Consider the following 16,217-nt stretch of genomic DNA (forward strand, 5'->3'; position numbering starts at 1 on the left):
GCATGTTACGAACGCAGAACTTATCCGTCGCGTACGGCAAACAGACCATCATTCCAGATCTCTCTTTGTCGATTCCTCAAGGTAAAATTACCGCACTAGTTGGTCCAAATGGTTGCGGTAAATCGACACTATTAAAAACCTTGGTACGCATCAATAAACCCGCTTCTGGCCAAGTGTTGTATGACGACAAACCACTAAGCAGCTACGGTGATAAACGCTTGGCGCGTTCGTTGTCTTTGCTGCCGCAGATTCTTGTCAGTCCTGAAGGTATTACCGTCAGAAAACTGGTCGAATATGGCCGCTCGCCTTATCTCTCTCATTGGGGCCGGTTAAGTCAACAAGACAAGACCTTAGTCGAGCAAGCAATGCAAGATACTGGCGTGATTGAGTTTGCTGACAAGCCAGTTGAATCGCTGTCTGGCGGTCAAAGGCAAAGGGCGTGGATTGCGATGGTAATGGCGCAAGATACCGACGTAGTGATGCTTGATGAGCCAACCACTTACTTGGATCTTTCTCACCAAGTTGAGCTGATGAAACTCATGAGGCAGATGAACGACAAAGGCAAAACTGTGGTGGTAGTGCTGCACGATCTAAACCAAGCGTGCCGTTACTGCGATCATTTGGTGGTGTTGGAAAAAGGTCAGTTAGTCACGCAGGGAACGCCGCAAGAGGTAATGACAGAAGGCATGTTGTCATCGGTGTTTGATTTACAAGCGAGAGTATTTAACGACCCAATCTCAGGCACGCCGATGTGTGTGGCGGTGTAGGTTTACGTCTTTCGAAAGCCATCTGCAATAAAAACGTCGTTCCTTAAAAACAACCCCCGCTAGTAACAAGTTGCTAGCGGGGGTTGTTTTTAAGAGCGTTCTTAACGTGGCGTTTAAGCCAGTTTAAATGTTGCTACTTTCGAGTTGAGATCCTCAGCTTGCGATTTCAGCTCAGCAGATTGATTCATCGATTCTTCGGCACCAACTACCAAGTGATCGGTCACATCTTTAATGGACGTGACGTTTTGCGTGATTTCATTGGTTACGTGCGTTTGCTCTTCGGCGGCGGTCGCAATTTGCGTTGCCATATCGCTGATCAGCGCAACGGCTGCGTTGATTTCATCCAGAGCCAGTGCTGCGCGATCAGCATCTTCCACCGAACCTTGCGCGAGCTGAGAGCTTGTATCCATGATGGTCACTGCGCGTTGTGTGGTTTGCTGCAAGGTCTCGATCGTCGAGCGAATCTCTTCGGTTGAGGTGTGTGTGCGTTGTGATAGCACGCGAACCTCGTCTGCAACAACGGCAAAACCGCGACCTTGCTCACCTGCACGAGCCGCTTCAATAGCCGCATTTAGAGCCAGTAAGTTGGTTTGCTCTGCGATGTCTCGAATCGTTGATAGCACGGTTGAGATGTCTTGCGCGTGCTGGTTGAGCTCACCGATGACAACGCTCGCTTGGTTGACTTCAGAAGACAAATTATTGATGGACGATTTGGAATTGATCACCAACTCATGACCGTTTTGTGTGCTTGCTGAAGAGTCTTGAGCGGCCTTAGCCGTCTGCTCTGCATGTGCTGCAATCTCTTGCGTTGCTGATGCCATTTCAGTCACAGCGGTCGCCACCATAGTGATTTCTTGTTGCTGATGGTTCAGATCGGAAACCGATTGATTCGCGCGATTCGTGCTCAGCTCCGATTGTTGGCTCAGTTCTTCCGCTTGGTGACGAATGTGACCAATAAGTTGCTGCAAACTTTCAACGAACTGGTTGAAGTTTTCAGCCAGCTCACCAACTTCGTCACGGTTTTCTACTTTGATGCGTTGAGTTAGGTCGCCGCTACCGTTTGCGATTTGTGCAAGCGCATTCGAAACGTTGTAGAGCGGACGGAACAAGATGTTACATAGCAGATTAAACAAAGCTACGCAGATAACGACGACGATGGTGGTTGCGATGATCTGATCCCAAACAGCATCGTAAAGTGGGGCAACCAACGAGTTTTGATCTAACACCGTCACTGTTGTGAGCTTGGTACCCTCTATGTGGCGCGCGTAAATCACATATTCGGTGCCGTTAATAGAGACGCGACGCTCTGTACCTGAACGTGCGGCAGACGTAATGTCGTTGTTGTTGAGGCCCAGCTTGCTAACCGGTTGATTCAGCAGTTTACCGTTGTTATGAGTGAAAATATTGCCCTGTTCATTGGCAATAAACATATAACCTTCACCCGGTAGGATCACTTGGTTGAGACTGTTCAGGATATCACCGATCTCTACGTCAGCACCCAGAACGACGGTTTGACCATGCAATTGCAGGGCTTTACCGAGCGACACGACGTTAGCCCCCGTGGCAGCTGCGACGGTCGGGTTATCCATAAAGACTTTCGATGGGTTGGCGATTGCATTGGTGTACCAGCCCCACTTACGAGGATCGTTATTACCTGGTGGCAAAACCACCCCATTAGCGTTGTCTTGTGACCCGTCCGGGTAAGCGAGGAAAACGTTATCGAACGCGCCAGAGTCTCGGACTTGTTTCAAATGCGTAACCAGAGAACGTTTCTCTGAATCAGAAGAGAGTGAAGTTAGTGCGCGCTCTTTAGAGAGTAGCCAGTCCTTTACGTATTGATTGTAAGATGCGCTAGTGCTTTCTAGTCGCTGTGCGACTTCGACATCGAGCCTATTTAATGAATCTCGAAAAGACAGCCCCTCTACCAGCACTCCCCCTAGAATGATGGCGGCACTGGCAGAGATTGCCAGTTTGTTTTTTAATGATAGATTTTTGAACATAAAGCGAATAATAGATCTTTGAATAATAGTTGTTGTGTTTTTATTCTCATCAGTGCTCTCTGCGCTGTTGAATATGCAGCAGAAAGTCAGATTCGAATCTGTTCAATAATTATATTTTATTGCTCAAAATAAATACTGACTCCATGTCGCGAATTTGAGTTTTACACCAAATAAGCAAAAGGATTTGGAACGATATTATTTATGTATTTGTAAAGTAAGGATTTGTCGATTTTTGTAAATGAGAATTGATTTCAATAAATGGTGATCTTTATCACATTTGCGTGTCTGATAATCCATTAAAAATGTGAAGGTTATAGCACCGGATATATATTGATTAGCTTAATCATTGTTATGGGCAATCGTTATGCGCAGTATATTGTTAGTCCCCGCGTTATTAGTGTCAGGGTGTGCTCTGATACAACAGTCGACGCCGATTCAACCTGACGCCAACTGGCACGTGGACCAGTTATCGAACGGTATGAAATACCATCTCTATCCAACAGAAGACCAAGAAGTCTCGGTCCGTTTGGTGATGAATATCGGCTCATTCCAAGAAACATCTTCTCAAAAGGGTTACGCTCACTTTGTTGAGCATATGGCGTTTAATGGTAGTGAGCATTTTACCGGTAACGACGTTGTCAAACTTTTTGAGCAATCTGGTGGTAGCTTTGGCGCTGATATCAACGCTTTTACCAGTTATCAGCAAACGTCTTACCAACTTGACCTTGCGAATAATACGAAGCTAGAAGATGCCCTGAAGTGGATGAGAGATATCGGTAACGGACTTGAGTTTGCTCCTGAGCAAGTAGAGAAAGAAAAAGGGGTGATTCTTGGGGAATGGCGACGTGCTAATCCAGATGATAAGTCCTTTTCTATGCATGCTTACCAAGCCTCGATTGAAGGCACTATGTATGGTGAACATGACCCAATTGGTACTCGCGAAGCGATTCAAAACGCTTCCTCGAGTAAGTTAAAGGCGTTTTACGACAAGTGGTACCAGCCACAAAATGCCGAGTTGATTGTGACTGGTAATATCGACGTAGATTCACTGTCCAAGATTATCAAAAGCAAGTTCTCGAACTGGGAAAGTACCTCGGATACGGTAATAGAGAAGCGCCGTGATATTCGAGTGAACAACGAAAACAGAATCTTGCCAAGTAACACGATGGAATCACCAAGTCTTCATTTAGTGATTGAGCGTGGTCTAAGTGGCGGCACGACGATTGAGCAACAACATGAAGTGTGGCGTGATGAAGTCGCAACACAACTCATTCAACAGCGTTTGATCCGTGTACTCAGTGATGCCGCTGAACCTTTTCAATACGCTTATGCAGAGCCCTATTACTCTAACTATCAGCGTATGATGTCGGCAGGGATTTCGTTTGCACCAGATCGCCGCGAACAAATGCACCAGACTTTCATTCGTACCTTGGCGTCGTTGAGAGATTATGGTGCGACTCAATCCGAGTTAGATAGCGTTATGTCAAATTGGCAAGGTGAACTTGCAAATATTGATTCAGATTGGAGTCAGCGTAAGCCAAACAGTTACGCAGAAGCACGTGTTTTTCAAATTGGACAAGACAGTGTCAGCCAATCAAAAGAGAATTATGCCCAGAGTTTGGCAGAATTCATCAACAACGAGAATTTAGAGAGCATTAACACACAATTGGCGGCTTTGTTATCTCAGCAGCCAAGCTTTTTTATTGGTTTGGGGAAAAGCGAAACGTCAGAACAGTTCAATGGTGTATTTGCCGCTCTAAACAGTGCCTATCTTCAAACTGGCGAAAAACCGTTAGAGATGTATGACAAAGTGGATGGATTCTTAAAGCCTACCCAGGAAGGCAGCATCACGAGCATGCGTCAGGAAGCGGGTGGTTTTCAAGTCTATACGCTATCAAACGGTGTCGAAGTGTGGTTCCAAAAAGATACTAAAGCGGGTGGTCGAGCGTATATTTACTATGCGAGCCAAGGTGGTAAAGCCGCTGTTGATCCGACGTTGTATGCCGCTTATGAAATCGCAGCAACAACGGCAATACGCAGTGGGTTAGGGGCATTTTCTGGTTCAGAGCTAGATAGCTACTTACGCAAAAACAACATTGCGCTTGGCGCGATGCTTGATGCGACCAGTCACGGAGCACAAATTACGGCGCCAAATACGCACCTAACTGATGCTTTGAATGGACTATACAACCTAGCGACGGAGATTAAAGTCGACGAGCGCCAGATGGCAGCAGCGAAGCAAGAGTTTAAACAGCAGAGCGGCGCTTTTTTTGAATCACCGATGGGAAAACTGATTCAAAAAGCAAACGGCAATTCTTATTTGCCGGGTAGTCGTCATCGTATAGTGTCCAGTGATGATGTTGAACAAGTGACTTCCGAGCAGATACTAGCGGTGCATGAGCAACTTTTCAAAACCAATGATGGTTTTAAGATGGTTATTGTTGCAAACGTAGAGCCGGAAGAAATTACACCACTTTTGCGTAAATATGTGGCCTCTATCGAAATGAAACCGAGTCGTTCGATTGATTATCACGTTGCGTTTAACCCGGAAGTGCCGGAGCGAACTGTGGTTGCGGATGGGCATGAACCTTCATCGTTGTATGTAATGCGTTTGACTAATACGAGCGATTACCAACGTACGGCAAGAGACACGGTTATCGAAGATATTTTGCAACGTATTAGTAATGCACGTGTTTTGGATATTGTGCGAGAAGAGTCTAGCCTTGATTACAGCCCGAGCATTTACACCATGACACAAGATCGCGAACCCATCTCTGATTGGCTCTTGGAGTCTCAAGTTGAGCCCGAAGACGTGGCACTTTTAGAGAGTAAACTAGGCAAAGTGTTTGATGGTTTAGCGTCAAATATTACCCAAAAAGAAGTGGATACGGCCGCGAAACAACTGGCAGTCGCGATGCAAGGATTGGATGACAACCCAGCACAGAGATCATGGGCATATACTCGTTATTTGGTGCATGATTACGGCGTCGATGTGTTGCTTGACGTTGAGAAAGTGGCTAAAAGTGTGACGTTAGATGAAGTGAAAGCGCATGCAAAATCAGCTTTTGGTCCACAAGCAAAACGCTCGGTAATGGTTTTAAATCCGGCCGAATAATCACGTAGTTTCTGACGAAAATCGTGGCAATAGTAATAAAAAAGACGGCGTGAAAGCCGTCTTTTTTAAGCACTTTAATCAAAGCTTTTATGCTGATTTACGCGAAAGTCGCTTTTCATTGTTGGTGTTATTTTCTTTTGTGATCGCACTGTCTTGAGCCTTACCCTTTAACGTTACCACTTCCTTTTCAGGTAATTCGGCTGCTTCACCAAAGAATTTGCCACCAGGTTCAATGCTGAGGTTATTGCTCCAGATCCTACCGCTTACGCGTCCCTTGGCAAGCACTTGAATGTGTTCTGCGTGACAGTTTCCGTCCATCATGCCATTAATGATCAGCTGTTTAGCGTAGATTTCACCGTTTACTCGCCCGCTTTCTGCGACAACGAGAGTGCCTTCCACGTTAATTTGACCATCGACGATGCCATCAATCTGGACATCGTTTTCTACTTTGAGTTCTCCGCTAAGAGAACAGCCTTTGGCGATGAGAGTTGAAGCTGCTGAGCTACTCGTTGTTCCACTGTTTTGATTAAAGATTCCCATCGTATTCTTCGCTCCTTAGTAAAAATGTCTTCGAAATCATTAAGGCTCCAATCGACAAATGGTTTCGGATTCAGTGCTCGCCCAACAAATCGCACCTCGTAATGCAGGTGAGGGCCAGAAGAGAGCCCACTGTTGCCGGAAATTGCAATCAGCTGCCCTTTTTTGACGAACTGACCACTTTTTACTTTGAACGCTTTCAAGTGCGAATAAGAACTCGAAAAACCGAAAGAATGTTGTAGCCTGAGGAAGTTACCAGAGCCTTTATTACTGCGGCGGGTAACTTCCACTACCCCATCGGCAGGGGCATAAATTTTGGTACCGATATTTACGGCAAAATCGAGCCCACGATGCATTTTGGCAACTTTTGTCACCGGATGGATACGCTTACCGAATCCGGAAGATAGCCGTACGTTGCCGACTGGAGAGCCACTTGGTATTTGGTTTAATAACACCATGCGAACGTTTGAGGTTATCGCCGCTGCATCGAGCCTAGCATCCAAGTTATTTGTCGAGGTATGTTCTCCAACCCCAAGCACTTTCTCTAATTCACCCAAACGTTCCGAAACAAGTTGTACCCGTTCTTCCCGTTCTGAAAGGTCATTTTCTAGCTCTGATTTAAGTGTTTTCAGTGTGCTGAGCTCTTCACCCATGGTGCGTGAATGCTCTGTCAATTCAGCTTGTTTTAACGCTGCATTATCAACGCGAGTGTACAAGTGATGAATTAAGATTACGGTCGCGGCCAGAGCAACAACAAAAAAAACGAAAAACGTTTTTATGTTGCGTTGCATCCTTTTACTGAAGTACCAATGTCTTGAGCCATTGATAGTTGATATAGAGATCGTCAACTGGTCTTTCATCGTCTTCTATTGCTCGTATTTGGTATACGTCTCGTCACTGAGTTAGTAGGAATGTAAGGAAAACGAGTAGGGACTGCCAGAGGCAAATTGGAAAGAAGTGTCAGGTCGTGAGGCGTTTTCAGATATTAGATAAAAGACTCAATAAAGATTTAATATTCTGCTGATTTTGGTCGTAATTACTCCAAATCGCTTCATTTAACTGAATATTATGATTTTTAAGGCGGTTATCCGAGAAATTGGATTGTGAATATTGCCAATAGCATCCGCACGCAATTCAACTTACTTCACGGTTTGCCTTATAAATGTTGGATAATTTATCAAACCGACATTCATTACATCGATAACTTGTTTATGATAGCGGTTGATATAAAGCACTATTCATTGGCTTTAAACCTAAGCGTTACATTTCGTTTAGGAACACATAACTATGACAACGGAGTTGGTCGTGAAAAAACTACTATTGGCTACAGCAGTGGTCGCAGCAGCAGGGGGCGCTGGCTACCTGTACCAAAACAATACTACCGCGAGTGATGCAGGCTCACTGTTAACGCAAGTTCCTGCAGATTCACTTATGGTGACGTATCAGACTGAACCTTTTAACCATTATAAATACATGAACGCATTCGGTACGGCGAATCAAGGCTCGATTGCAGAACTTTTTGCCGATGAACCACTGTCTCCACAACAGCAGTTTGCAGTTAACTTATTCGATGGATACCTAGAGAGTGCTGCGTCGCCAGAAACATTAAAAGCTTATTTGGGCACCGGGGAAAACATTAATCCTGTGTTGTACACAATTGGTATGGTACCGGTGTACAAAGTGGATATTGAAGACCCTGCCGCGTTATGGAAAACACTGGATCATGAAGAGCAGATGAGCGGCGCTAAGCATGAGTTGGTTAAGCTTGGTGAAGTCGAGTATCGTCGTTACGAGATGACTGATTCAATTGACCCGCAGGACGGTATTGGCTTGGTTGTAGCCGTGGTTGATAACGTGCTTACGTTAACGGTTGATGTTCCGCAACTGGGCGTTCAAAACCCGATTAAAATGGCATTAGGGCTTGAAGCACCAAGTCAAAATATTGCTGACAGTGGACGCCTTGAGGCGTTGCAAGCCAAATACGGTGAAAACAACAACTCTTTTGGTTACTTTGATCATCGCGAAGTGATTAAAGGTTTGACGACGAAAGATGGCAATATGTTTGCTCGTCAAATCAGCACGTTGGATGCAATAGATCCTGAACCAACTATTGAGGAAATGCGTTCACCAGCCTGCCATACTGAGCTTACTCAAGTTGCAGAAAACTGGCCTCAGTCCGTCGCGTTTGCAGAATACAAGATGAAAGGCGATCAGGCGTTCATTAAAGGTTCTTTTGTTGTTGAGTCCAACAATAAAGTGATTCTAGATGCGCTCAAGTCGATTCGTGGTGTATTGGCAGAGTCTAAAAGTGATAAGAGTTTCTTTAGTATGGCGCTTGGTTTAGACATTAATACGCTAGCGCCATCGATTGGTCAGATTTGGGCTGACTTGACCCAGCCTCAATATCAATGCTCTTTATTGACACAAATGCAGCAAGAGATGGGCGGCCAGAATCCAGCAGCCGCTGTAAGCATGGGGTCAGGCATGGTTAACGGCCTCAAAGGCTTAAGCCTGCAAATGTTTGATATCAAAGTAGATACTAATGCTCAGCATGGTGAAGTATTTAGCCAGCTAGATGGTATGTTGTCTCTTTCTGCCAATGATCCAATGATGCTTATTCAAACTGCGCAAATGTTCGTTCCTGAACTTGCTCAATTGCAAATTCAACCGGATAACCAACCTGTTAATGTCAGTGACCTATTAGAAATGCATACTGGCATGAAGGTGGACGTGTTTGCTCGTCTAAACGAAAACCATTTCACCCTTTACAGTGGTGATAGTGCTGCGGAAGCAAGCAAAGAAGTGATGGCGCAATCACTTTCTCCAAATGGCTTGTTCAGCTTTGATTTTGATTCAGAGCGTATTTTGGAAGTGTTAGAGAGTGCGTCGTCAATCACTGGGGAGCCGGTTCCGGATGATGTTGTCAAAAGCTTACAAGGCGAGCTTGTTGGTGGTATGACGATGGACGTGACAGACCAAGGTATTGGTTTTGAGTTTGATTACCGTGGTGCAACTAAACCTGTAACGGTTGCACAACAGTAACACATTGAGTAGAAAAAGGCGGCATATGCCGCCTTTTGTTATTATGTACCGCATTAAAAAGCGAGTGGGAAGAGCGACGCTTACTCATCTATTTGAGGATGAGAGTATTGCTGATATTCAGGTAACTCTTTTCTTAAGTTACCAAATGTCGCCCATGCACTTTCTTTTGAAAGTTTGTTGATCAGCCAGTTTGGCAATAGACCTCCGGGATCAGCAAACGCCTTGTATTCCACGAGTGTTGTATCGTTTGTGAGTTTTTGTAACTCCCAAGTCGCATCAACCGAGCGAATTCGAACATAACCATTTTGTTCAGCAAGATATGAGTCAGGTGCGCTTTTGATTTCTACGGTGAATCCCAGCTCATCGACCCAGTACTTTGAGTAGGTGACCATATCCCGATTTTTGGCAGGCCATGGTGCTTTAAACTGGGTGTAAACGATGTTCTCGGTGGCCGATATCTGATTTAAAACCCGGCTATGACTGGCATTGTCAATCCAGTTCGGGATGTTGTCACTGTCTTCCAGTAGCGTTAAAAATGCACCATAGCTGGTGGGTGTGAACATCCGGGCACGGATCTCAACTAAACCGTCACTATGTTCTCGGGAGTAAATTGTGATTCCATTCTTGTCACTCTCGAACTGCCAGTTCTCGTTGGCGCTCGCATCAGTACCAGCGGATATCAATGTGGCGAGTGTTACGGCGCCCATTCTTAAATGCAACATCATGTTAGTATCCGCCAACTTTTCCTAAATTTAAATTTATACGATTTGTTGTAGCTATAAGGACAATAGTATGTTTGTTGTTATTGTTCTGAAGGTTGCTCTGCACTAAAGCCACGTTGAATGTTGGTGAAGGTAAGCGATGCAAATATTACGATAACGATCGCTAGATGCCATGCTTGACTCAATCCAAGCTGCACCAGAGTTAAGCTGACCAATGAGGAGACGACCATTTGTCCACCACCAGACATTGCCGCTGCGGCACCTGCTTGCTTTTTATAAGGTTGCATTACCATCGCTTGTGCACAAGGTAGGGCAATACCATTACCCAAGATCATTAATAGCTGTCCTAGCATCAGAAATAGAGGCTCAACAGGGCAGAAAAATAACCATATTGCGGCAGCGAGGTGAAGAAATGGGGTGCAAAGCAGCATTTTTTTATTGCCAATAATTGGCCTTACTCGGTTACAAATCGTGGTACCACATAACATACCCAAAGCGGGAATGAGCGCCCATATCGCGTATTGAGCGGAGGTCATGCCAATTTGATCTTGCATGATAAATGGCATCACAGAGACTGTCGTAATCATTAAGCTGAAGTTTAACCAACTGATACTGGCGAAACTCATAAAGTAACGAGACGTAAGTAAGCTCTTGTATTGGAGTAACATTTTTCGGGGTGACGGAATGACAGAACGTTTTGTGATGGTTTCTGTGAACTTAAAGGCGATGATTACCCAGGCCAGCGAGACATAGCCCAATAGAGAAATAAACACCATACTCCAACCGAAGTGGAAGTTGATAAAGCCGCCAATCACAGGTGCAATAAGTGGCGTGATTGAAGCCGCCATGGCGATGTAAGACATTGCCACTGGGAGTTCATCCCCGCTAAATCTATCTCGAGTCGACGCCCTCGCGAGTACCGCGCAGCATCCTGTACCTAACCCTTGTAAAAAGCGCCCCATCACCATCCCTGTAAATGTGTCACTGAAGAAAATAATCATCAGCAGACCAGACATCGCGATGAGTAAACCGGTAAGTAATACTCTTTTTCGTCCTAAAGCATCTGACACTGGCCCGTAGATAAATTGAGAGGGGCCAAAGCCGAGCAAATAAATACTCACAAGTAGTTGAGCTTGGTCGAGGGAGATGGAAAAGTCTTTTGCTATCCATGGCAAAGAGGGCATGACTAGCCCCATGCTCAACTGGCCAACGCTAATAATAAGACAGGCGAGTAGTATAGTATGAGAGTTGATTGGGCGACTCATGACTGGTCTCCATTCAAACAACCTTTTTGGCGTCGTGATCTTAAGCCGCCTTCGTCATCCACTTCATTTAGCTTTGCTTTGACCCGCTTCACAGTCGATAGACTGACTTCGCATTGCTCTGCTACGTTTTGCAATGTGTAGCCTTCTAGCAGCAACGTTGCGATCTGTTGGTGTTTGGTTTTGTTTGCGGGGCGGCCGCGAAACTTCTGTTTCCATAATTCTGGCTGCTCTTTAATGGCCTGTCGCCCTTGCTCTGCGGCAAACAGGCGATGTTCAGTCTGCACTTTCCCATATCCAGATAACACTGTGAGTAGTGTTTGAGTTTGAACAGAACCTGGCTCAAAAGTTAGTGATTCACATACGGTTTTCAATGTTACCCCTTTATCGAGTAGCATTTTTATTGTGTTCAATGCTTGACTAAAGTCGCGACCAAATGCGGTCAGCCACCAGAGCACAATCGTATCCCCAGTTCTGACGGAATCGAGCAGTTGTAAGAATGCCTCTCTCTCGGTTGGAGGCATGCAACCACGAACCTTATCCTCAAAATGCTGAGCTTCGGGAGCAAAAGCTTTTAGAGTATTAAGGTGCTCTTGGTAAGCTCGATTTTTTGGCGAATAACGAGTGTAAAGATACGTGGTCATAAGGATTATGAGCCTTTTTTTGTTTGGTTCATATAGTGTAATAGCTCATAAATATACATGGGTTCATTAATGCTTACAACACTAAATGAGCCGTTTGGGAGTCAGAGGCAAATAAAAAAGACAACCGAATGGCTGGCTATAGCTATTTAAGCTTTTGTTGTCTGGCGCTCGATTAACTTCACTGGCACCATCATTTTTACTAGGCTGCCGTTTTTCGTATTAATTTGATCAACAATGATCTTCACGCACTCGCGAGCGAGGCGACGGAAATCCTGGCGGAACGTGGTTAATTGATAGCTTAACCATTCTGTCTGAGGAATATTATCAAAACCAATGACTTGTAAGTCCTGAGGAATCCTCAACCCGCATTCTATACGGGCGATATCCATGACCGCCATCGCAAGGTTATCGGTTGCACAGAACACTGCTTCAGGCCGATTTTTGTCTGCCAGTATGGCACGGACTTTATCAAGTGAGCTCGCGTAGTCATAGCTGGCTTCAATGATGCGTGGCGTCTTGCCGGTTAGGTCTTCAAATTCAGAGCAGAAGCCGCTTTGGCGTTCGTCATTCGTAAAGGTTGGCACTTCTCCCGTCAAATAAACCGCGTTCTTCACGCCACTTTTGTGCAGAAGTTGCGCGGCTTGTTGGCCTGCTTCGTAGTTGTCACTGATAACGTAGCTACTCCTAGTACCTTCAACAACTCGTGCGTATTGAACAATTGGGATATTAAACTCTTCACATTCTTCATAAAGGGACTTATTGAAGGTTGCGGAAGCAGCAATGACACCATCGACGCGATACTGGAAGATATTTGGGATTGAGTGGCCCTCTTCTTCATCCACTTGCCATGGAATCAATACGGCAGAATAACCTTTTTTCTGTAACTCACTGGAAATTAACTGCAGTGTTTTCATATGGATAGGGTAATCCGCATCAGGAAACACCAAACCTATCAATTTCGATTCGTTTGTGGTCAGGCTACGTGCAAAGGCGTTAGGGCGGTAGTTAAGGGCTTTAGCCGCTTCAAAGACTTTTTGCTTGGTCTTTTCGGATACTGAGCTACCCGGAACAAACACGCGCGATACAGTAGATTGAGAGACGCCTGCCATCTTTGCCACATCTTTTGATGTGACTACGTGTTTAATTGATTTCATGAATAAAACTTAGTTGCCAGTAATTGAGGTCATAAGACTAGCATAAATAGGTACGTATTCATAAATGTTCTGACGGGGTATCCTAAGTAGAATAATGGCTTTGGAGTGTTAAAAAGCAAAATGTGGGTTAACCCATTCGATTTGCTTTGAGCTAGCACTAGATCTAGAGCGTAGATACTGTCCGTTTGTTGGACGTACAGTATCTACGTAAAGAACATTAATTTGCTTGTTTGACTGCAACTTTACGTTTCGGGGAGAGGAGTGAATACCCCATGTATCCGATGCAAGCGGTAGCGACAAGAATAGAGCAGCCACGCATAAAGTTAATCAGCATAGGAGCGTTGTCGGTAAACGCGTTGATCCCCCAAAGCATCACGATCGAGAATACAAACATCACTAGTAAGCCATAACATGGAGCATCGATTTTGCCGGGAACGACATACCAACCATCTTCCTTGATTGGTTTATTTAGACGAGCATATTCCGCTTGCTGGCCTTTCACTGTGTAAAGATGCATTTCATCTTGTTTACCCGTCAGGAGAAGGCTAGCAATGTAAGCGACAACGGCATTCACAAGGACGCCAATCACGCAATACCAAGGCCACGCAATATCGGTCGCAACGGCTACATACCAGATCACCAAGAAGCTAGCAGCAACGCCAATTAACAAGCCTTTTTCCGTAATGTGTTTTGAGTAGAAACCAAGGACGAACATACAGAAGCTCGCACCGACAAAGTAAGAGCCTGCCTTACTCAGCACTTCCAGTACCGAGCCTGTGCTGGTGGCAAACATGATCGCTGGAATGATGACCAAAATCGCCCACGCCACCGTGAATAAACGCGATACCTTTAAGTAATGCTCTTCCGACTCGTTTTGCTTGTAGAAGCGTTTGTAAAAGTCAGCCACAGAAACGGTCGCCATTGAGTTAAATGCGGAATCGAGACTCGACATACTTGCCGCCAGAATCGCAGCGGCAATGATGCCCATCAAGCCTGGCATTCCATATTCACTCGCATAATGAAGAATGATGGTGTTGCCGTTTTCAAACTCTTTACCGTCGTAATAAGCGTTGAACAGGACGCCAAGCAAGATAAAGACAAAGTAAATAAAGAAGGCCACGTAGCCCATCATCAACATTGCCTTTTTCGCATCGCCCATGTTTTTCGCGGCCATACAACGTTGTACCATCATCTGGTTACCGCCATACACGGTGGTGTGGAACATCGTCATTGCGATAACGCCGGCCCATACAGTCGTTACTTGGCTTAGGTCAAAACTTGTTTGTAGGGCATCGGTCATTCCTTTCGCTTTGAGTTCTGCCATGACCTCCGTCATTGGAGCAGGCATGCCATTCCAAACGGCTTCAATGATGATGAATGCGCCAATAAATAAGATTACTGCTTGAATCACATCGGTCCAAATGACAGCCGCGATACCGCCCATTACGGTGTAGATAAGGGCAATTGCAGTGACGATCATGATGCAGTACATCACGTCGATACCAGTAATGAACTCTAAAATCATTGCTGTCGCGTAGAGTACGGCTGCCGAGCTCAATGCTTGTTTGATAAGGAAGATAAACGACAAAGTCAGTCGTGAAGCCTTGCCGAAGCGTCGTTCTTGATACTCGTAGATAGAGGTTAAACCGTTGTTGTAGAAAAACGGCATAAACACAGCCACGATGAAGAAGATCACCAGCGGATAATTGAGGTGAATCGCGATAACCGACAGGCCTTCTTTGTAAGACCAAGCTGGCCCACCAAGGAAAGACATGGCACTCACGTAAGTACAAACGACAGAAATACCGATCGCCCACCAAGGGATGCTCTTATCACCCAAAGCGAATTGGCTAGCTGAAGTGACTCGCTTACCAATCACCGCACCCAATACTAGCGTTAGGGCTATGTATCCACCAAGGATGCTCCAGTTAAGTGCGCCAAACTCATGCATAATTAGGTCCTTCTAACTGTTCTTTCATTTGTGCAAACACGTCATAGCCAAGTTGCAGCAGGATATGAACGATGTCGATCGCCACCCAGTTTTCCTTCAGTAAATCGCCTTCGCGTCGCCAAATGTCCATAACGCGAAGTTCGATGTGTTTTCCTGTCGGGGCGAGACCGAGCCAGCCACTGTGACCAGTGTGAGTACCATGCATATGTGGCCAACCACCTGTGGATACGTAGTCATTTTTGGCCAAAAAATTGACCTCAATATCGACACTTCGATCTGGGAACGCAAACACAAATGGCGCTTGGTGGTGGTTACGGAAACCTTTGACACCGCGCGTCGTGCCAATACCTGCTGGGCCGTACCACATGAAGTCATTGTGCCAGTAGTTTTCTAAATCCATCGAGAAAAGATCTTTGCCATCAAAACGACCCAAGCAAGACAGCATATCTTCAACCAGCTGGGCGCTCTTTTCACTTTCTTCCAAAGACACAACAGATTGTTGAATACCGTTAGAAGTTGCAGGAGAAGGAACCAAGCCATCGTGACCCAAGCTTTTACGAAGAGGGTTGCAGCCTGCTTGATTCATCGCGTCGATGAAGTCTGGGATCATGTAAGATTCGATGATTTGGTCGTTCTCCACACACACCATTTCGGTGTAACGCAAGTAGAGTGTTTTCCCTGTTGCTGGGATGCCAAACAGTGGTTGTTCAAATGTACCGATAAAGTAGCCGGTAGAGTTGTACCAAGTGCGGCCTTCGTATTCGCCGTGCATTACGATCATTGGTCGGCGCTCGGCATCAGGCAAAGCATTCACAAGTAGTGAGAGGAAAGATTCGTGGGTTGCATCTGGGCCATTAAGATCGTTCACAGGGTGCGCCACGCACCATTTTACGTCAGGGTTCAAAGTTTGCAGAGCGGCCTGTTTTTGCTCGATGTCTGCGGCTTTGAAGTAGTTCTGGTAGAACTGTTCGATGATGTTGAGTGACATATTGCTTCCTTACTGTCTGTGATTTTAATAAATAG

At 45.4% G+C, this 16,217-nt stretch carries 12 protein-coding genes; 3 read left to right on the top strand and 9 right to left on the bottom strand.

Annotated features, from left to right (window positions below; all coding sequences use genetic code 11):
- The first annotated feature begins 2 nt into the window (after positions 1–2).
- Positions 3–767: a Fe(3+) dicitrate ABC transporter ATP-binding protein FecE gene (fecE, locus tag R7M72_RS05645; protein ID WP_017634499.1), complete on the top strand. Its 765-nt coding sequence runs from the start codon at positions 3–5 to the stop codon at positions 765–767.
- Between the two features lie 113 nt (positions 768–880).
- On the opposite strand, the gene R7M72_RS05650 is transcribed toward fecE, so the two are convergent.
- On the bottom strand, positions 881–2,767 hold the full coding sequence (locus R7M72_RS05650; RefSeq protein ID WP_025768674.1) for a methyl-accepting chemotaxis protein: 1,887 nt from the start codon (positions 2,765–2,767) through the stop codon (positions 881–883).
- Between the two features lie 364 nt (positions 2,768–3,131).
- Here R7M72_RS05650 and R7M72_RS05655 point away from each other — a divergent pair, with 364 nt between their 5' ends.
- Complete coding sequence (locus R7M72_RS05655) at positions 3,132–5,882, top strand: M16 family metallopeptidase (protein ID WP_213973068.1); 2,751 nt, start codon at positions 3,132–3,134, stop codon at positions 5,880–5,882.
- An 87-nt stretch (positions 5,883–5,969) separates the two neighbouring features.
- Here R7M72_RS05655 and R7M72_RS05660 read toward each other — a convergent pair whose 3' ends face one another.
- Both R7M72_RS05660 and R7M72_RS05665 read right to left on the bottom strand, forming a co-directional pair.
- The gene (locus R7M72_RS05660; RefSeq protein ID WP_080276973.1) at positions 5,970–6,422 is read right to left on the bottom strand and encodes a polymer-forming cytoskeletal protein; all 453 of its coding nucleotides are present in this window, start codon (positions 6,420–6,422) and stop codon (positions 5,970–5,972) included.
- Positions 6,326–7,279, bottom strand: a complete 954-nt coding sequence (locus R7M72_RS05665; RefSeq protein ID WP_005374721.1) for a M23 family metallopeptidase — start codon at positions 7,277–7,279, stop codon at positions 6,326–6,328. The genes R7M72_RS05660 and R7M72_RS05665 overlap by 97 nt, the downstream gene beginning before the upstream one ends.
- A gap of 427 nt (positions 7,280–7,706) precedes the next feature.
- Between R7M72_RS05665 and R7M72_RS05670 the strand changes: the two genes are divergently transcribed.
- Positions 7,707–9,461, top strand: coding sequence for a hypothetical protein (locus tag R7M72_RS05670; protein ID WP_017634495.1), 1,755 nt, complete (start codon positions 7,707–7,709; stop codon positions 9,459–9,461).
- Positions 9,462–9,541: 80 nt separating this feature from the next.
- Here the strand turns inward: R7M72_RS05670 and R7M72_RS05675 are convergent, their stop codons facing one another.
- The 6 genes from R7M72_RS05675 to R7M72_RS05700 form a co-directional block, all read right to left on the bottom strand.
- Positions 9,542–10,186 (bottom strand): START domain-containing protein, encoded by a 645-nt coding sequence (locus R7M72_RS05675; protein WP_104976385.1) that lies wholly within the window; start codon positions 10,184–10,186, stop codon positions 9,542–9,544.
- Between the two features lie 77 nt (positions 10,187–10,263).
- Positions 10,264–11,448 (bottom strand): multidrug effflux MFS transporter, encoded by a 1,185-nt coding sequence (locus R7M72_RS05680; RefSeq protein WP_054576560.1) that lies wholly within the window; start codon positions 11,446–11,448, stop codon positions 10,264–10,266.
- Positions 11,445–12,089 carry a recombinase family protein gene (locus R7M72_RS05685; RefSeq protein ID WP_054576561.1) on the bottom strand — a complete coding sequence of 215 codons (645 nt, stop codon included), beginning with the start codon at positions 12,087–12,089 and terminating at the stop codon, positions 11,445–11,447. Before R7M72_RS05685 ends, R7M72_RS05680 begins: the two co-directional genes overlap by 4 nt.
- Before the next feature lie 146 nt (positions 12,090–12,235).
- Positions 12,236–13,243 carry a LacI family DNA-binding transcriptional regulator gene (locus R7M72_RS05690; protein WP_017820101.1) on the bottom strand — a complete coding sequence of 336 codons (1,008 nt, stop codon included), beginning with the start codon at positions 13,241–13,243 and terminating at the stop codon, positions 12,236–12,238.
- Positions 13,244–13,460: 217 nt separating this feature from the next.
- Complete coding sequence (locus R7M72_RS05695) at positions 13,461–15,194, bottom strand: sodium:solute symporter family transporter (protein ID WP_222716864.1); 1,734 nt, start codon at positions 15,192–15,194, stop codon at positions 13,461–13,463.
- Positions 15,187–16,182, bottom strand: a complete 996-nt coding sequence (locus R7M72_RS05700) for an ester cyclase (RefSeq protein ID WP_225477277.1) — start codon at positions 16,180–16,182, stop codon at positions 15,187–15,189. Before R7M72_RS05700 ends, R7M72_RS05695 begins: the two co-directional genes overlap by 8 nt.
- Positions 16,183–16,217: the final 35 nt, after the last annotated feature.

Source organism: Vibrio sp. YT-18 (assembly GCF_033337345.1).
Classification (GTDB): Bacteria; Pseudomonadota; Gammaproteobacteria; order Enterobacterales; family Vibrionaceae; genus Vibrio; species Vibrio alginolyticus.